Source organism: Kitasatospora sp. NPDC004289, from assembly GCF_053602875.1.
In genome coordinates this window covers 77,898-95,346 of sequence record NZ_JBSGEL010000015.1, presented here as the reverse complement: position 1 = coordinate 95,346, position 17,449 = coordinate 77,898, and the positions used below count along the sequence as shown (strand labels likewise).

Annotated in this window: 15 protein-coding genes; 8 read left to right on the top strand and 7 right to left on the bottom strand. The window is 72.8% G+C overall.

Annotation, left to right across the window (positions count from 1 at the left end):
- The first annotated feature begins 15 nt into the window (after positions 1 to 15).
- Entirely contained in the window at positions 16 to 348 is a 333-nt protein-coding gene (locus tag ACWEPF_RS12860; protein WP_345290149.1) for a DUF3817 domain-containing protein, read from the top strand.
- Between the two features lie 132 nt (positions 349 to 480).
- The gene (locus tag ACWEPF_RS12855; RefSeq protein WP_345290150.1) at positions 481 to 2,166 is read left to right on the top strand and encodes an acyl-CoA mutase large subunit family protein; all 1,686 of its coding nucleotides are present in this window, start codon (positions 481 to 483) and stop codon (positions 2,164 to 2,166) included.
- Positions 2,167 to 2,173: 7 nt separating this feature from the next.
- On the opposite strand, the gene ACWEPF_RS12850 is transcribed toward ACWEPF_RS12855, so the two are convergent.
- Complete coding sequence (locus tag ACWEPF_RS12850; protein WP_452172586.1) at positions 2,174 to 3,547, bottom strand: sensor histidine kinase; 1,374 nt, start codon at positions 3,545 to 3,547, stop codon at positions 2,174 to 2,176.
- A complete protein-coding gene (locus ACWEPF_RS12845; RefSeq protein WP_452172585.1) occupies positions 3,544 to 4,230 on the bottom strand; it encodes a response regulator transcription factor in 687 nt (228 codons plus the stop codon). Before ACWEPF_RS12845 ends, ACWEPF_RS12850 begins: the two co-directional genes overlap by 4 nt.
- A gap of 65 nt (positions 4,231 to 4,295) precedes the next feature.
- On the opposite strand from ACWEPF_RS12845, the gene ACWEPF_RS12840 reads away from it, so the two are divergent.
- The gene (locus ACWEPF_RS12840) at positions 4,296 to 5,441 is read left to right on the top strand and encodes a UDP-N-acetylglucosamine--N-acetylmuramyl-(pentapeptide) pyrophosphoryl-undecaprenol N-acetylglucosamine transferase (RefSeq protein ID WP_452172584.1); all 1,146 of its coding nucleotides are present in this window, start codon (positions 4,296 to 4,298) and stop codon (positions 5,439 to 5,441) included.
- Entirely contained in the window at positions 5,438 to 6,433 is a 996-nt protein-coding gene (locus tag ACWEPF_RS12835; RefSeq protein ID WP_452172583.1) for an SDR family NAD(P)-dependent oxidoreductase, read from the top strand. Before ACWEPF_RS12840 ends, ACWEPF_RS12835 begins: the two co-directional genes overlap by 4 nt.
- Positions 6,434 to 6,519: 86 nt before the next feature.
- On the opposite strand, the gene ACWEPF_RS12830 is transcribed toward ACWEPF_RS12835, so the two are convergent.
- Positions 6,520 to 6,903, bottom strand: coding sequence for a hypothetical protein (locus tag ACWEPF_RS12830; protein WP_345283605.1), 384 nt, complete (start codon positions 6,901 to 6,903; stop codon positions 6,520 to 6,522).
- A 149-nt stretch (positions 6,904 to 7,052) separates the two neighbouring features.
- Complete coding sequence (locus ACWEPF_RS12825; protein ID WP_380150121.1) at positions 7,053 to 7,748, bottom strand: TetR/AcrR family transcriptional regulator; 696 nt, start codon at positions 7,746 to 7,748, stop codon at positions 7,053 to 7,055.
- 379 nt (positions 7,749 to 8,127) lie between these two features.
- On the opposite strand from ACWEPF_RS12825, the gene trxA reads away from it, so the two are divergent.
- The 4 genes from trxA to ACWEPF_RS12805 all read left to right on the top strand — a co-directional run bounded on the left by trxA (position 8,128) and on the right by ACWEPF_RS12805 (position 12,293).
- The gene (trxA, locus tag ACWEPF_RS12820; RefSeq protein WP_449795574.1) at positions 8,128 to 9,111 is read left to right on the top strand and encodes a thioredoxin; all 984 of its coding nucleotides are present in this window, start codon (positions 8,128 to 8,130) and stop codon (positions 9,109 to 9,111) included.
- Positions 9,112 to 9,639: 528 nt separating this feature from the next.
- On the top strand, positions 9,640 to 10,356 hold the full coding sequence (locus ACWEPF_RS12815; RefSeq protein ID WP_345290158.1) for a DUF6230 family protein: 717 nt from the start codon (positions 9,640 to 9,642) through the stop codon (positions 10,354 to 10,356).
- Between the two features lie 108 nt (positions 10,357 to 10,464).
- Entirely contained in the window at positions 10,465 to 11,046 is a 582-nt protein-coding gene (locus tag ACWEPF_RS12810) for a DUF6114 domain-containing protein (protein ID WP_452172582.1), read from the top strand.
- Positions 11,043 to 12,293: a hypothetical protein gene (locus tag ACWEPF_RS12805; RefSeq protein ID WP_452172581.1), complete on the top strand. Its 1,251-nt coding sequence runs from the start codon at positions 11,043 to 11,045 to the stop codon at positions 12,291 to 12,293. The genes ACWEPF_RS12810 and ACWEPF_RS12805 overlap by 4 nt, the downstream gene beginning before the upstream one ends.
- 63 nt (positions 12,294 to 12,356) lie before the next feature.
- On the opposite strand, the gene pyk is transcribed toward ACWEPF_RS12805, so the two are convergent.
- From pyk to pta, 3 genes are all read right to left on the bottom strand, one after another.
- Complete coding sequence (pyk, locus tag ACWEPF_RS12800; RefSeq protein WP_345290162.1) at positions 12,357 to 13,781, bottom strand: pyruvate kinase; 1,425 nt, start codon at positions 13,779 to 13,781, stop codon at positions 12,357 to 12,359.
- Between the two features lie 97 nt (positions 13,782 to 13,878).
- Positions 13,879 to 15,084 (bottom strand): acetate kinase, encoded by a 1,206-nt coding sequence (locus ACWEPF_RS12795; protein ID WP_449795571.1) that lies wholly within the window; start codon positions 15,082 to 15,084, stop codon positions 13,879 to 13,881.
- Positions 15,081 to 17,240, bottom strand: a complete 2,160-nt coding sequence (gene pta / locus ACWEPF_RS12790; RefSeq protein ID WP_452172580.1) for a phosphate acetyltransferase — start codon at positions 17,238 to 17,240, stop codon at positions 15,081 to 15,083. Before pta ends, ACWEPF_RS12795 begins: the two co-directional genes overlap by 4 nt.
- Positions 17,241 to 17,449: the final 209 nt, after the last annotated feature.

The following is a 17,449-nucleotide window of genomic DNA, read 5'->3' as shown; positions in this document are numbered from 1 at the left end:
GCTACCCTCGATGCCATGAAGCAGAGTGTGCTGACCCGCTACCGGGCCCTGGCCTACGTCACCGGCGTCCTCCTGATCCTGCTGACCCTCGGCATGGTCGGGAAGTACGCGCTGGACAGCTCCGCCGCGGCCTCGTTCACCTCGGTGGTCAGCATCGCGCACGGGTGGCTCTACGTGGTCTACCTGGTGTTCGCCTTCGACCTGGGCTCCAAGGCCAAGTGGCCGATGGGCAAGCTGGCCTGGGTGCTGCTGGCCGGGACCATCCCGACCGCCGCCTTCTTCGTCGAGCGCAAGGTCTCGCGCGAGATCGCCCCGCTGATCGTGACCGAGCAGCCCGCGCAGGCCTGACCCGACACAGCCCGGCCCCGCTCATCGGCAGCCATCGACATTTACTAGGACGTCCGAGTAAATTGTCGGGACAAGCCGAAGCTGTGCCCTGCCCCACAAGGGCGGCGGCCGTGAGTTGAGTGGAGTCCTGACGTGGACGCCGAGGACATCGAGGCAGGCCGGCAGCGCTGGCAGCAGCGCTACGACAAGGCCCGGAAGCGGGACGCGGACTTCACCACGCTCAGCGGTGACCAGGTCGAGCCGGTCTACGGCCCGGCCCCCGGCCAGCCCGTGGAGGGCTTCGAGCGGATCGGCTGGCCGGGCGAGTACCCGTTCACCCGCGGTCTGCACGCCACCGGCTACCGCGGCCGCACCTGGACGATCCGTCAGTTCGCCGGCTTCGGGAACGCGCAGCAGACCAACGAGCGCTACCGGATGATCCTGGAGGCCGGCGGCGGCGGGCTCTCGGTCGCCTTCGACATGCCGACCCTGATGGGCTACGACTCCGACGACGCCAAGTCGCTCGGCGAGGTCGGCCACTGCGGCGTGGCGATCGACTCGGCCGCCGACATGGAGGTGCTGTTCGACGGCATCCCGCTCGGCGACGTCACCACCTCGATGACCATCAGCGGCCCGGCCGTGCCGGTCTTCTGCATGTACCTGGTGGCGGCCGAGCGCCAGGGCGTCGACCCCTCGGTGCTCAACGGCACGCTGCAGACCGACATCTTCAAGGAGTACATCGCCCAGAAGGAGTGGCTCTTCGCCCCCGAGCCGCACCTGCGCCTGATCGGCGACCTGATGGAGTACTGCGCCACCGGCATCCCGGCCTACAAGCCGCTCTCGGTCTCCGGCTACCACATCCGCGAGGCCGGGGCGACGGCCGCGCAGGAGCTCGCCTACACCCTGGCCGACGGCTTCGGCTACGTCGAGCTCGGCCTCTCCCGGGGTCTGGACGTGGACGTCTTCGCCCCCGGCCTGTCGTTCTTCTTCGACGCGCACCTGGACTTCTTCGAGGAGATCGCCAAGTTCCGCGCCGCGCGCCGGATCTGGGCCCGGTGGATGCGCGACCGCTACGGCGCGAAGACCGAGAAGGCGCAGTGGCTGCGCTTCCACACCCAGACGGCGGGCGTCTCGCTGACCGCCCAGCAGCCGTACAACAACGTGGTGCGCACCGCCGTCGAGGCGCTCTCCGCCGTGCTCGGCGGCACCCAGTCGCTGCACACCAACGCGCTGGACGAGACGCTGGCGCTGCCCAGCGAGCAGGCCGCCGAGATCGCGCTGCGCACCCAGCAGGTGCTGATGGAGGAGACCGGCGTCGCCAACGTGGCCGACCCGCTGGGCGGTTCCTGGTACGTGGAGGCGCTGACCGACCGGATCGAGGCGCAGGCGGAGGAGATCTTCCAGCGCATCCTCGACAAGGGGACGGCCGACCACCCGATCGGGCCGATCACCTCCGGCATCCTGCGCGGCATCGAGGACGGCTGGTTCACCGGTGAGATCGCCGAGGCCGCCTTCCAGTACCAGCAGTCGCTGGAGAAGGGCGACAAGCGCGTGGTCGGCGTCAACTGCCACCCGCGCAGCGTCACTCCCGAACTGGAGATCCTCCGGGTCAGCCACGAGGTCGAGCGCGAGCAGGTCCGGGTGCTCGGCGCCCGCAAGGACGCGCGTGACGAGGCCGCGGTGCGGGCCGGGCTGGACGCCATGCTGGCGGCCGCCCGTTCCGGGGAGAACATGATCCCGCCGATGCTCGACGCGATCCGGGCCGAGGCCACCCTGGGCGAGATCTGCAACGCGCTGCGCGGCGAGTGGGGCATCTACCAGGAGACCGCGCGGTTCTGACGGACCCTCACCCGGGCCCCCGGCGGCCGAGGCGCACGCGGAAGAGCGCGCCGCCGCCGGGGGCCCGCTCCGCGTCCAGCTCCAGGCCGTGGGCCCGGGCGATCTGCCGGGCCATCGCCAGGCCGAGGCCCGAGCCGGGCAGGGCGCGGGCGGACGGGGCCCGGTAGAAGCGGTCGAAGACGTGCGGGAGGTCCTCCGGGGAGATCCCCGGGCCGTGGTCCCGCACCGTCAACTCCCGCTCGGTGAGGGTCACTTCGACCGGGCCGCCGGGCGGGCTGAACTTGGCCGCGTTGTCCAGCAGGTTCCCCGCCAGCCGCACCAGCCGGGCCGGGACGCCCGGGATCGTCACGTCGGCGGCCAGGGCGGCCTCGAAGCGCACGGCGGGCCAGTGGCCCCGGGCGGTCTCCACGCAGTGCGCCACCAGCAGGTCGAGGCGGACGGTCTCCACCAGGGCCTGCGGCTCCTCGTCCCTGGCCAGCTCGATCAGGTCGTTCACCAGGCCGGTCACCTCCCGCAGCTGCCGCTGCAGCCCGGCGGCCGCCCGCTGCCGCTGCTCGGGCGTCAACCGCTCGACCCGGCCCAGCAGTTCGGCGTTGGTGCGCAGTGCCGTGAGCGGGGTGCGCAGCTCGTGCGAGGCGTCCGCGACCAGCCGCCGCCGGGCCGTCACCGACTGCTCCAGCTCGCCCAGCATGGTGTTGAACGCCCGTGCCAGCCGGGTGACTTCGTCCTCGCCGCGGCCCTCGGGCAGCTCGATCCGGACGGTGGCGTCCCGGGTGGCGGCGATCCGCTCGGCGGTCGAGGTCAGCCGGGCCACCGGGGCCAGCCCGGTCCGGGCCACCGCGTAGCCGAGCCCACCGGCCAGCAGCACCCCGGCCCCGGCCACCGCCGCGAGCAGCTCCCCGGCCTGGCGCACGCCCTGCTCCACCGTGTCGGAGCGCAGCGCCACCTGGACGGCCCGGCCCGGCTCGGCCTCGTAGGGCGTGGTGAGCATCCGCGCCGGGTGCCCGTCCACGGTGACGGCGGTGAAGTACGCCGCCCGCCGCCCCGCCGCCACCTGCCGGGTCGCCCCGGTGACCGGCAGCAGCCAGGGCGCCGACGGGTCCCGGCCCGGGTCGGCCGGGACGATCTGGGTGCAGGGCGGGGCGGCCAGGTAGCCGCACTCGCCGTGCAGCACCTGCGGGGGCTGCCCGCGCTGCTGCTGCTTCACCAGGGTGGCGTGCTGGGTGAGCGTCAGGTCCAGTTGGTGCACCAGCTCGTAGCGGATCACCACGAAGGCGGCGGCGCACACGCCCAGCGCGACCAGGGCCACCGCCGCCGAGGTGGCCAGCGCCAGCCGGGTGCGCAGCGGGCGGCGGCTGCGCCAGCGGGCGTGCTCGCTCATGCGTCACCGAGGCGGTAGCCGACCCCGTGCACCGTGTGCACGAGTCTCGGCTCGCCACCCGCCTCCAGCTTCCGGCGCAGGTAACCAACGTACACCGCCAGGGAGTTGGAATCCGGCCCGAAGTCCGCGCCCCAGACCCGCTCCATCACCAGCTCGCGCGGCAGGGCCTGGCCCGGGTGGAGCAGCAGCAGCTCCAGCAGGGCCGACTCGGTGCGGGTGAACTCCAGCGGCCGCCCCCCGCGCCGGCCGGTCCGGCTCACCGGATCCAGTGTCAGGTCGCCGTGGGTCAGCGCCCCGTCCGTCGCCTCCGGGGCGGCCCGGCGCAGCAGCGCGCGCAGCCGGGCGGTCAGCTCGTCCAGCGCGAACGGCTTGGCCAGGTAGTCGTCGGCGCCCGCGTCCAGCCCGTCCACCCGGTCGCTGACCGAGTCCTTCGCGGTGAGCACCAGGATCGGCGTCCGGTCGCCGAGGGCGCGCAGCCGCCGGCAGACCGCCAGGCCGTCCAGCCCGGGCATCATCACGTCCAGCACCAGCGCGTCCGGCTCCCAGCCGCCCAGCTCGGCCAGGGCGGCCAGGCCGTCCGGTGCGCCCCGGGTGGTGTACCCGGCCACCGCGAGACCGTCCTCGACGGCGGCCCGCACCTCCGGGTCGTCGTCCACCACCAGGATCCTCGGGCTGCTGCTCATGGGGACAAGCATGGCAAACCGGGCTATTAGAACTCTCTTACGACGCCCCGTCAGGCTCCTCGGCCATGACAGAACAGAGCTTGTCGGTGGTGATCGGAGCGGGCGGCACGGGTGGCCACATCTACCCGGGCCTGGCGCTCGCCGAGGCGCTGCGCCGGGCCAGGCCGGAGGCGGAGATCTCCTTCGTCGGCACCGAGCGCGGCCTGGAGACCACCCTGATCCCCGCCGCCGGGTACCGGCTGCACACGGTGGACATGATCCCCTTCGACGCCTCGCTCGGGCTGCGCCGCTACCTGCTCCCGGCCGCTCTGCTGCGCTCCGGCGCGCAGTGCCGGGAGATCCTGCGCGCCCAGGGAGCGCAGATCGCGGTGGGCATGGGCGGCTACCCGAGTGCGCCGGTGATCCTCGGGGCCCGGATGGCCGGACTGCCCAGCGTGGTGCACGAGTCCAACGCCGTGCCCGGCCGGGCCAACCGCTTCGCCGCCCGGCTCACCCCGCACCTCGCCCTGGCCTTCGACCGCACCCGGGCCCACCTGCCGGCCGGCGTCGAGGCCGAGACGGTCGGCATGCCGATGGCCGGATCGCTGGCCCGGCTCGACCGGGCCGGGCTGCGACCGGAGGCGCGGGTGCGGCTCGGCGTGCCGCCCGGTGCCCGGCTGGTGGTCTTCAACGGCGGCAGCCTCGGTGCGGCCCGGCTCACCGAGGCGGCGCTCGGCCTGGCCGAGCTCTGGCGCGGCCGGGACGACGTCCGACTGCTCGTCAAGACCGGCCCGGCGGCGCTGGCCCGGGCCCGTTCGAGCCTGGCGGGGAACCCGGTCGCGGAGGCCGTCCCGTACCTGGACCGGATGGACCTCGCCTACGCCGCCGCCGACCTGGTGGTCTGCCGGGCCGGCTCGGCCACCGTGGCGGAGCTGGCCGGCACCGGCGTCCCGGCCGTGCTGGTGCCCTACCCGCACGCTCCGCACGACCACCAGACCCACAACGCCCGGGTGCTCACCGACGCCGGGGCCGGCCTGCTGCTGCCCGACGCCGAGTGCACCGCCGGGCGGCTGGCCGAGCTGGCCGGCCCGCTGCTGGCCGATCCGGCCCGGCTGGCCGCGATGGGCCGGGCCGCCGACCCGGGGACGCACGCCGAGGCGGCGGACCTGCTGGCGGCCAAGGTGCTGCGGACCGTCCGCGGACACCACCGAGACCTGAGGAGGGTCGCATGAACGACTGGACGGACTGGACCGGACGGCGCGTGCTGGTCACCGGCGCGGAGGGCTTCATCGGCTCGACGCTGGTCGACCTGCTGGTGGCGCGCGGTGCGTCGGTGCGGGCGCTGGTGCACTACAAGCCGTACGCCGAACGCGGTTACCTGGCGCGCCACCTGAGCGGTGGTCAGGTGGAGATGCTCGCCGGGGACGTCCGCGACCCGGGGCGGGTGCAGGACGCGGTGGCGGGCTGCGACACCGTCTTCCACCTGGCCGCGCTGATCGGCATCCCGTACAGCTACCAGGCGCCCGAGGCGTACGTGCAGACCAACGTGGTCGGCACCCAGAACGTCGCGGCGGCCTGCCTGCGGCACGGGGCCCGGATGGTGCACACCTCCACCAGCGAGGTGTACGGCACGGCGCGGACGGTGCCGATCACCGAGGAGCACCCGCTGCAGCCGCAGTCGCCGTACTCCGCCTCGAAGATCGGCGCCGACATGGCGGCGCTCGCGCACTGGCACTCCTTCGAGCTGCCGGTGACGGTGGTCCGGCCGTTCAACACCTACGGCCCGCGGCAGTCCGCCCGGGCGGTGATCCCCACCATCCTGGCCCAACTCCACTCCGGTGCCCGGCAGATCAGGCTCGGCTCGACCACCCCGACCCGGGACTTCACCTTCGCCACCGACACCGCGGAGGGCTTCCTGGCGGCGGCGCGGTCCGAGGCGGCGCTGGGCCGGGTGCTCAACCTCGGCACCGGTCGGGAGATCTCCATCGGCGACCTCGCCCACCGGCTGATCGCCGCCTCGGGCCGCGAGGCCGAGGTGGTCACCGACCCGGGCCGGCTGCGGCCCGGCGGCAGCGAGGTCGAGCGGCTGCTCTCCGACAACCGCCTGGCCCGCGAACTCACCGGCTGGCAGCCCCGGGTGACCCTCGACCAAGGCCTGCGGGAGACCTCCGCCTGGGTCGCCGCCCACCTCGATGCCTTCGCCCCGGACCGCTACCAGGTCTGAATCGCGCCGGGCCGAACCGCCGCCACGCTTGAGCCGCCGCCACACCCGAGCCGCCGTCAGGAGGGCGGCCGCCGGGGCGCGGTCGCTCAGCCCAGCCGGGAGTCCAGCGCGCGCTGCCCGCGCCGGATCCACCGCAGCGGCCAGCGCGCCAGCACGTAGAGGCAGGCGGCCCAGCCGAGGGCGTGCACCGCCCAGACGCCGGCCATCGTCGGCCCGCCCCAGGCCTGGTGGTAGTCGGTGTCCCCGTACCAGAGCGGGTACCCGAAGTTCCGCACGGTGTTGAAGACCGCGTAGGCGACCAGGACCAGGGCCGTCAGGTCCAGCGGCAGCCCGAGCACGCTCCGTGCCAGGGGCCGGCCGGCTCCCCGCCCGGCCCGGGCGGTCCGGAGCAGCCCGGTGGGCAGCGCGAGGCCGGCCCGGAGGGCGTCGGTGGCGAGGTGGCGGGGGTGGGCGAGGGTCGTGGACGGCATCGTGGGCACCTTCTCGGTCGGTCCGGCTGACGGGACCCACCCTGCCCGGCGACCACCTGACCCGTCGTCATACCGGGGAGCCGACCGCGGGGTCGTACCACGGTATGACCGGCGGCCCGGGTGCCCCGGGCGTCCTCGGCGCCGCCGCCTCAGCCGCCCAGCAGGCCCGGGAGGGGGTTGAGGAGCAGGGTGGTGAAGCGGTGCACCCAGTCCGGGGTGACGGGTTCGCCGCTGACCAGCATGCGGTGTTCGACGGTGCCGGCGATGGTGTCGAAGATGATGGCGATCTCCTCGCAGGCGGTGGCCTCGTCCAGGTCCGGTCCGAGTTCGCCGCGGCGCTGGGCGTTGAGCCGGCCCTGCTGGACCAGGTGCTTCTGCGGGTCGACGATCCGCTCGCGGATGCGCCGCCGCAGCAGCGGGTCGCGGGTGCCCTCGGCGAACAGGGCGAGCAGGGCGGCCTGGGTCTCGGGGCGGGCGAGGAGCTCGGCGAAGCGGAAGACCACCGCCTCGATGTCGGCCCGCAGGCTGCCGAGGTCGGCGACCTCCAGGTCGTCGAAGAGGCTGGCGACGGCGTCGACCACCAGTTCGTTCTTGGAGGGCCAGCGCCGGTAGAGGGTGGTCTTGGCGACGCCGGCCCGGGCCGCCACGTGGCCCATGGTGAGCCCGCCCCAGCCGAGCTCGGCGAGGGCGGCCCTGGTCGCGTCGAGGATGGCGGTGTCGGCGGCGGCGCTGCGCGGCCGCCCCTTGCCGCGCGGGTGCGCGGGAGCGGGAGCGAGGGCCGGAGCGTTGTCCGCGGTGAGGGCCGCGTCCGGTTCCGGGGCGGGCTGCCGGGTGGTGGGGGCCACCGAGCCTCCTACGGTTTACCTGCAAGTAACTTGGCCTGCACACGGTAGCGACAGACTGGCCGGAGCGGCATCCGCAGGCCGGGGGAAAGTGGGGCAGCTCACGTCCCCACCGGCCCGGAAGGGCTTGCGGCACCGGCCCGGTGAGCAGATACGCTACGACTCGTAGCGAATAGAGCGACAACCACGCGTCCGGCCCAGGGATCGGGCGGACGCGGGGCGCGGGTGGGGATCCGCGCCGGCCCTCCTTCGACTACGCCGGGAGGCGACTCCCGCCGACGCCGGGGGGACCGCCCGGCGGTGCCGGGCGACCGGCAGTTCCACCGGGCCTTTTCCCGGCGGTTGGCACACGTCGGGGGCGCGGACGGGGGAGGATGGTGCCATGCAGTCACCGAATTCGCGTCTCAACAGCTCCGCCCTGCGTGGTGCGGTCGACCTCGCCGCAGTGAAGGCGGCCGGTGAGGCCGCGCAGAAGGCCGAGCAGGTCCGGGCCGAGCGGGCCCGCCAAGCGGCGGCCGGGGGTGCGGACGACTCCGCCTCCGCCGCCTACCCGCTGGTCATCGACGTCAGCGAGGACACCTTCGAGGCCGAGGTGGTGCAGCGCTCCGCCGAGGTCCCGGTGGTGGTGGACTTCTGGGCCGAGTGGTGCGGGCCGTGCAAGCAGCTCAGCCCGATCCTGGAGCGCCTGGCCGAGGAGTACGCCGGCCGGATCGTGCTCGCCAAGATCGACGTCGACGCCAACCAGCTGATCGCCCAGCAGTTCGGCATTCAGGGCATCCCGGCCGTGATGGCCGTGGTGGCGGGCCAGTTGGTGCCGCTCTTCCAGGGCGCCGAGAACGAGGCCAACGTCCGCAAGGTGCTGGACCAGCTGATCGCCGTCGCCGAGCAGCGCTTCGGCATCGTCGGCGGCGCGGTCTCCGCGGACGGCGCCCCCGTCGCGCCGGTCCGCCCGGAGGACCCGGCGCTGTCCGCCGCGCACGACGCGCTGGACCGCGGTGATCTGGGCGGCGCGATCCAGGCGTACAAGAACGTGCTGACCGACCAGCCGGGGAACACCGAGGCCAAGCTCGGCCTGGCACAGGCCGAACTCCTGCACCGGGTCGAGAAGTTGGACCCGCAGGTGGTCCGCACGGCGGCCGCCGCCGGTCCCAAGGACGTGGCGGCCCAGCTGGACGCGGCCGACCTGGACCTGGTGGGCGGTCACGTCGAGGACGCCTTCGGGCGCCTGGTGGACACCGTGGGCCGCACCTTCGGCGAGGACCGGGACACCGCCCGGCTCCGGCTGCTGGAGCTGTTCGAGGTGATCGGCGCCGAGGACGAGAGGGTCGTCAGGGCGCGCACCGCGCTGGCCCGGGTGCTGTTCTGAGCACGACCCTGGCACGGCGTGTGACCTGCGGTGCCGTGGGAGATTTGGCGACATTGCGCAGGAATCCACAGGCGTTTATCAAATCTTGACCACACCCCCCACTCGTCACCTCTGGTGACGATGGGGGGTGTTTCGTCCCTGTTTCCACTGGATGAAGCCCCCGGTCGGGCGGGCTGGTGTCACTGTCCGTGATGGCGCCTTGGATTCCATGATCAACGGGTGCTGATGTTGGATTACCCGTCAGTAACGCACCTCTTGTACTTCGCCTGGGATTCAAGCACGATCGGCGACGCCCGGTCCTCTCTCCAGAGGTCCCCGCCGGGCCGCCGCCGGTCCCCGCCGGCGGTCGGAGGGCAGGGGGGTATCCGCAGATCCCACACGCGGTTCCTGTCCTTCTTCGGCTGCACATCCGTGCGGTCGTTGGTTGTCGCCGCTACCGAGGACGCAGCTCTCTCCCATCCCAGGTCGGCGCCGGGCACGGGTGGCCCGGCACGGCCAGGAGATGTGCGTCCCAGAAGGAGGACACGCATGTCCCAGACTTTCGGCAAGACCCGCTGGAAGCGCTTCGCGCTCGTGATGGTCCCCAGCATCGCGGCCACCGCCGCGATCGGCGTGGGCATCGCCAACAGTGCCCTCGCGGCCTCGTTCGCCGTCTCCGGGCAGCGCTTCAAGGTCACCGTCGACGAGCTGAACGGTGAGAAGTTCGCCCAGTTCGGTTCCTTCGACGCCGAGGTCAACGGCAAGGTCCACCCGGTCGCCATCTCGGCGTTCGACAAGGCCCGCCTCAAGAACATGTGCCAGTCGGTGGTCACCACCCCGAGCCTGCTCGGTCTGAAGCTGCCCGAGGTCACCATGCGCCTCGAGGCCGGCAACAGCGACGACGTGAACCGTCAGGTCGAGGCCGAGAACCTGCTGATCGACCTGGACAGCCTGCGTGGTGACGCGGAGTTCGGGAACATCAACATCGGCCAGGACGCCTCCACCCTCGACGGCACCGCCACCAAGGACTGGAAGAGCGCGCTCGGCACCGGCAAGCCGGCCGGCGCGATCGGCTTCTCGCAGGCCGCCAAGACCGCCAAGCTCACCAACGTGAAGCAGACCGCCTACGCCACCTCGGCCGGCACCTTCAAGCTTCGCGGCCTGTCGCTCGACCTGTTCCTGGGCAGCAACGGCAAGGGCAAGGAGTGCTTCTACGAGGAGCCGAAGACCGGTTCCGTGCTCGACCCGAACGCGGCCGCGCAGTAGTCGGACGGACCGTCGCACGACGGTCCACCAGGCCGGGGCCGGCCTTCGCCGTCCCCGGCCGCACCATCTCGCTCTTCCACCTCGTAGATCCCGTCGAGGAGTTGCATCGTGTCCAGCGCAACTGCCCAGTCCTGGCCGGAGGCCGGGAGCCCGTTCAACCGTGCACGGACCGGGTTCCGCAACTGGCGCCGCTCCAGGCCCTTCTGGGGCGGTCTGCTGGCCATGATCGCCGGTGTGCCGATCCTGTACCTGCCGTACCACAGCCTCAACCTCAACGGGATGACGGTGCAGATGGCCACCACGGCCGGCGCCGGCTCGCTGGTCATCGGCCTGCTGATGATCGCGCTCGGCCTCACCGGCTGGTTCCAGCCGGTCGTCCGGGTCTTCGCCGGGGTCGCCACCACCATCCTCGCGCTGGTCTCCATCCCGATGTCCAACCTGGGCGGCTTCGGACTCGGCCTGATCCTCGGCCTGGTGGCCGGCGGCCTGCTGGTCTCCTGGGCGCCGAACGAGGCCGAACCGCCGGTGATCGGCGCCGAGTTCACGGAGTACCCGGCCGACGGGCAGCAGGTCGCGCAGTTCCAGGCCGCTCCCGAGCAGACCGACCAGGCCGCGCAGACCGAGGCGCTTCCCGTCCAGCGCACCGCCTTGGAGCAGCCGGCGCAGCCCGAGCAGGGGGAGCAGCGGTGACCGACGCAGTCGAGCCGGGCGCGGCCTCGGTGCCCGGCCCCCGGCACGCCGCGCCGCGCCGCACCGGGCGGCTGCGGGGCCGCGCGTTCGCGCTGGCCGCGGTGCCGACCGCGCTGCTGATGGGCGCGATCCCGACCCTGGCGCAGGCCGAGCCGAAGACCTCCTGCGGTGCGGCCACCGCGCCGGACGCCATCCTGGAGGAGACCCCGGTCCCGAAGAGCGAGCTGACCCCGCTCCCCGGCCCCGGCCTGCCCAGCACGGTGCCCTCCGCGCCCGCGAGCCCGTCGGCCCCGTCCGCTCCGTCCGCCTCGCCGACCGCGGCGAGCCTCACGGGCGGCGGACGGACCGTCAGCAACGCGGTCGCGCTGGGCGGTTCCGGCACCGCGAAGGTGTCCCAGGCCGGGCTGATCGACGACCTGCTCGGCGTCTTCACGCCGAAGTCGCCGAGCCCGACCCCGACCCCGGCGCAGCCCCCGAAGCCGGCCCAGGCCACGCCGACCCCGGCGACCGGCCCGGGTCAGCCGGCCACGCCGACCCCGGCCGCCGGGACCCCGCAGTCGCGCACCGGCACGAGCGCGGCCCCGCAGTCCCCGGCCGCGCAGCCCTCCTCGGCCCCCTCGGCCAAGGCGGCGGCGAGCCCGTCCGCGAAGTCCGCCGAGAAGGCCAAGCCCGGTGCCGCGCCGAGCGGTTCGGCGAGCCCCTCGGCCGACCCCAACTGCGCGGTGGACACCCGTTCGGCGAAGGCGCTGGCGGCCGGCCCCGGGCACGTGGTGCCGGAGCAGAACTGGACGCTGCGCTCCACCCTGCTGGCCCTGCACGGCTCGGTCTTCAACGGCGTCTACGACGTCCGGACGCCGACCGGCACCAAGCGGGTGCTCAAGTTCACCACCGCCTCCGTGGACATCGAGAACCTCGACATGTCGACGATCGAGGTGCCGGGCTACACCTTCCACGTGAAGGGCGGACCGGGCACCACCTCGACGATGCGCCAGGGCCCGGTCACCATGTACGTGGAGAGCCTGTCCGGCCACCTCACCGAGGTGATCGGCCTGCCGATCCCGATCGACCTGGGCGAGATCACCCTCACCCCGGACACCCTGCCGCGCTGGCTCTGGGACATGCTCAGCACCGTCCCGATCCCGCTGGACCTCAAGCTGAAGGACGCCAAGGCCGTGCAGGCCGGGCAGTTCGGCGGCACGCTGAAGATCCCCGGCATGCGGCTCTACAACGACCAGACGCCTTACTAGGACGCGAAGCGAACGGGCCGTCACCTCCGAGGAGGTGACGGCCCGTTCGGCGTTCCCGCAGGGTCAGGAGCGGGTGCCCAGGTGGTGGACCTGGACCATGTTGGTGTTGCCGGGGATGCCGGGCGGGGAGCCGGCGGTGACGATGACGGTGTCGCCCTCGTTCAGCCGGCTCAGGGCGAGCAGCTCCTGGTCGACCTGGGCGACCATCGCGTCGGTGGTGTCCACCTGCTCGGTGACGTACGCCTCGACGCCCCAGCTCAGCGAGAGCTGGGCGCGGGTCGCGGCGTCCGGGGTGAAGGCGATCACCGGGATCGGCGAGCGGTAGCGGGACAGGCGGCGGGCGGTGTCACCGGACTTGGTGAACGCGACCAGCGCCTTGGCGTTGAGGAAGTCACCCAGCTCGCAGGCGGCGCGGGCGATCGAGCCGCCCTGGGTGCGCGGCTTGCGGCCCGGGTTGAGCGGCTGGAGGCCCTGCGCGAGCAGCTCCTCCTCGGCCGTCTCGGCGATCCGGCTCATGGTCTTGACCGTCTCGACCGGGTACTTGCCGACGCTGGACTCGGCGGAGAGCATGATCGCGTCCGCGCCGTCCAGGATGGCGTTGGCGACGTCCGAGACCTCGGCGCGGGTCGGCCGCGAGGCGTGGATCATCGACTCCATCATCTGGGTGGCGACGATGACCGGCTTGGCGTTGCGGCGGGCCAGGGTGATCAGCTGCTTCTGGACCAGCGGCACCTTCTCCAGCGGGTACTCGACCGCCAGGTCGCCGCGGGCCACCATGATGGCGTCGAAGGCGAGGACGATCTCCTCCATCGCCTCGACCGCCTGCGGCTTCTCGATCTTGGCGATGACCGGCACACGAATGCCGACCTCGTCCATGACCTTGTGCACGTCGTCGATGTCGGCCGCGTTCCGCACGAAGGACAGCGCGACCATGTCGACGCCGAGCTCCAGGGCGAAGCGCAGGTCCTCCTTGTCCTTCTCGGACAGGGCCGGCACGTTGACCGCCGCGCCGGGGAGGTTGATCCCCTTGTTGTTCGAGAGCACGCCGCCCTCGACGACCACGGTCTTCACGCGGGGGCCGTCGACGCTGACGACCTCCAGGGCGATGACGCCGTCGTTGATCAGGACCGGGTCGCCGGGCTTCACGTCGCCGGGCAGGCCCTTGTAGGTGGTGCCGCAGATGTGCTGGTCGCCCGGCACGTCCTCGGTGGTGATGGTGAACTCGTCACCGTTGTCGACCGTGACCGGGCCGTTGGCGAAGGTCGCCAGGCGGATCTTCGGGCCCTGGAGGTCGGCGAGGATGCCGATGGTGCGACCGGTGTCCTGGGACACCTGGCGGACCTTGCGGTACCGCTCCTCGTGCTCGGCGTGGGAGCCGTGGCTCATGTTCAGTCGGGCGACGTTCATGCCCGCTTCGACGATGGCCTTCAGCTGTTCGTAGGAGTCCGTGGCGGGACCCAGGGTGCAGACAATTTTCGCTCGGCGCATATCGGTCAGTCTATCCGTTCGTGTTATCGGTGCATTCGGCCCGAAAGCTGAGGAATCGTCAACGAACTGTCCCGAGGGATGGGATGCTGATGGTTCGTCAGGTTTGGTGTACCAGAGCGAAGGACTGCCTGGCGATTTCCAGCTCCTCGTCGGTCGGCACCACCGCCACCGCGACCCGGGAGTACTCGGGCGAGATCACCCGGGCCTCGCCGGAGCGGACCGCGTTCAGCTCGGGGTCCACCGCGATGCCGAGCTCCTCCAGCCCGGCGCAGGCGGCCGCCCGGACGGGGGCGGCGTTCTCGCCCACCCCGGCCGTGAAGGCCACCGCGTCCACCCGGCCGAGCACGGCGTAGTAGCCGCCGAGGTACTTGCGCAGCCGGTGCACGTAGGCGTCGAAGGCCAGCTTCGCCTCGGCGTCGCCCTCCTCGGCGCGGCGCATCACCTCGCGCATGTCGTTGTCCCCGCACAGGCCCAGCAGGCCGGAGCGGCGGTTCAGCAGCTCGTCGATCTGATCGATGCTCAGGCCGCCCACCCGGTGCAGGTGGAAGACCACGCCCGGGTCGATGTCACCCGAACGAGTGCCCATCACCAGGCCCTCCAGCGGAGTCAGGCCCATCGAGGTGTCCACGCAGACCCCGCCGGAGACGGCCGAGACCGAGCCGCCGTTGCCCAGGTGCAGCACGATCACGTTGACCTCGGCCGGATCCTTGCCGAGCAGCCGGGCGGTGGCCCGGGAGACGTACTGGTGCGAGGTGCCGTGGAAGCCGTAGCGGCGCACCCGGTGCTCGTCGGCGGTCTTCCGGTCGATCGCGTAGCGGGCCGCGTACTCCGGCATGGTGGCGTGGAAGGCGGTGTCGAAGACCGCGACCTGCGGGAGGTCGGGGCGCAGCGCCCGGGCCACCTCGATGCCGGTGATGTTGGCGGGGTTGTGCAGCGGGGCGACCGGGATCAGCCGGCGGATCTCGGCCAGCACCTCCTCGGTGACCAGGGTCGGCTCGGTGAACCGCAGCCCGCCGTGCACCACCCGGTGGCCGATCGCGGCCAGCTCGGGGGAGTCCAGGCCGAGGCCGTCGGCGGTCAGCTCCTCGGCGACCGCCTTGAGCGCGGCGGCGTGGTCGGCGAACAGCGCCGAGACCTCGCGCTTCTCCCGGCCGTGCGGGGCGTGCACCAGGCGGCCGCCGCTCTCGCCGATCCGCTCGACCAGGCCGGAGGCCAGCCGGGAGCCGTCCACCATGTCGATCAGCTGGTACTTGACCGAGGAGGACCCGGCGTTGAGGACGAGTACCCGGGTGGCTCCGGTCACGAGGCGGCTCCTTGGTTCTGCGCCTGTCCCTGGCCCTGGGCCTGGATGGCGGTGATGGCGACGGTGTTCACGATGTCCTGGACCAGCGCCCCCCGGGACAGGTCGTTGACCGGCTTGCGCAGGCCCTGGAGGACCGGGCCGACGGCCACGGCCCCGGCCGAGCGCTGCACGGCCTTGTAGGTGTTGTTGCCCGTGTTGAGGTCGGGGAAGATCAGCACGGTGGCCCGTCCGGCGACCTCGGAGCCGGGCAGCTTGGTGGCGGCCACGTTCGGGTCGACCGCCGCGTCGTACTGGATCGGGCCCTCGACCAGGATGTCCGGGCGCAGCTCGCGGACCAGCTCGGTGGCCTTGCGGACCTTGTCCACGTCCACGCCGGAGCCGGAGGTGCCGGTGGAGTAGGAGAGCATCGCGACCCGGGGCTCCACGCCGAACTGGGCCGCGGTGCCGGCCGCCTGGATGGCGATGTCGGCCAGCTGCTGGGCGTCCGGGTCGGGGTTGACCGCGCAGTCGCCGTAGACCAGCACCTTGTCGGCCAGGCACATGAAGAAGACCGAGGAGACGATCGCCGCGCCGGGCGAGGTCTTGATCACCTCGAAGGCCGGGCGGATGGTGGCCGCGGTGGAGTGCACCGCGCCGGAGACCATGCCGTCGGCGATGCCCTCCTGGACCATCAGGGTGCCGAAGTAGGAGACGTCGGTGACCACGTCCAGGGCCAGCTCCACCGTCATGCCCTTGTGGGCGCGCAGCTTGGCGTAGAGCTCGGCGAACTGCTGGCGCAGCGGGCTGGTGGCCGGGTCGACGATCCGCAGCCGGGCGCCGTCGCGCTCCCCGGTCTCGGTGTGCGGAGTCTCGGCGGGGACGGCGATGCCGAGCGCGGCCGCCTTGCGGCGCACCTCGTCCGGCTGGCCCAGCAGGGTGAGGTCGCAGATGTTGCGGCGCAGCAGCACCTCGGCGGCGCGCAGCACCCGCTCCTCGGTGCCCTCGGGGAGCACCACGTGCCGGCGGGCCGACCTGGCCCGCTCCAGCAGCTCGTGCTCGAACATCATCGGGGTGACCCGCTCGGACTTGCCGAGCTCGATCCGCTTGGTCAACTCGGCGGTGTCCACGTGGAGTTCGAAGAGTCCGAGGGCGATCTCGGCCTTCCGCGGGCTGGCCGGGCCGATCCGGCCCTCCAGGTGGGTGAGGGCGGCGGCGGTCAGCCAGCTGCCCTCGGGGACCACGGCCACCGGGGTGCCGGGGGCCAGCCGGCCGGCCAGCGCCATCACGTTAGGCCCGGGGTGCTGACCGAGGGTCAGCAGCACGCCGGCGATCGGCGGGGCGCCCGCCGCGTGCGCGGCCAGCGAGCCGATCACCAGGTCGGCCCGGTCCCCGGGGGTGACCACCAGGGCGCCGTCGGTCAGCGCGTTCAGGAAGGTCGGCAGCATGGCGCCGCCGAAGACGAAGCCGCGGACGTCCCGGGCCAGCCCGGCCGCGTCGCCGAGCAGCACCTCGGCGCCGGTCGCCTCGACCAGCTGGGCCACCGTGGGGGCGGCCAGGGCGGGCTCCTCCGGGAGCACGTAGGACGGGACGGAGAGCTTCTCGGCCAGCACCCGCTGGATCTGCTGCTTGGCGCCGGGGGCCACCCGGTTGGCGATCATCGCCAGCACCGAGCAACCCAGGTCGCGGTAGGCCCGGTGGGCGTTGCGCACCTCGGCGATGACCGCCGTCGGGTCCTCGTCGTGGCCGCCGACCACCGGCAGCACCCAGGCGCCGAACTCGTTGGCGAGGCGGGCGTTGAAGGCGAGCTCGTCCGGGATGTTGGTGTCCGCGAAGTCGGTGCCCAGCACCAGTACGGCCTGGCAGCGGCGCTCCAGCGCGTGGAAGCGCTCGACCAGGGCGGAGACCAGCTCGTCCTGGCCCTGGGCGGCCTGCAGGGCGGCGGCCTCCTCGTAGGTCAGGCCGTAGAGCTCGTTGGTCGGCAGGTCCAGCCGGTACCGGTCGCGCAGCAGCTCCACCACGTGGTCCGACCCGGCCTCGCCGGGCGCGTTCGCGTGGACCAGCGGCCGGAAGACCCCGACCCGGTCCACCTGACGGGTGAGCAGTTCCATGACCCCGAGTTCGACCGCCTGACGGCCGTCCCCCCGGTCGATCCCGGTCACGTACACGCTGCGCGCCACCTGGCAGCTCCGTTTCGGTCGTCCCTCAGTCAGCGGTCACATCGACCATACATTCGCACTGGTGAGGGACGTCCGCATGTGCGCACACCCGTCGGAGGCAAGGGACGAAGGTCACCGGACCGTCGGGCCACAGGGCCCTGACGGCCGGTCAGCCGAAGCCGTCCGAGCCCGCCGACGCCCGGGTGGCGGCGGCAGGCTCGGTCCGGGGG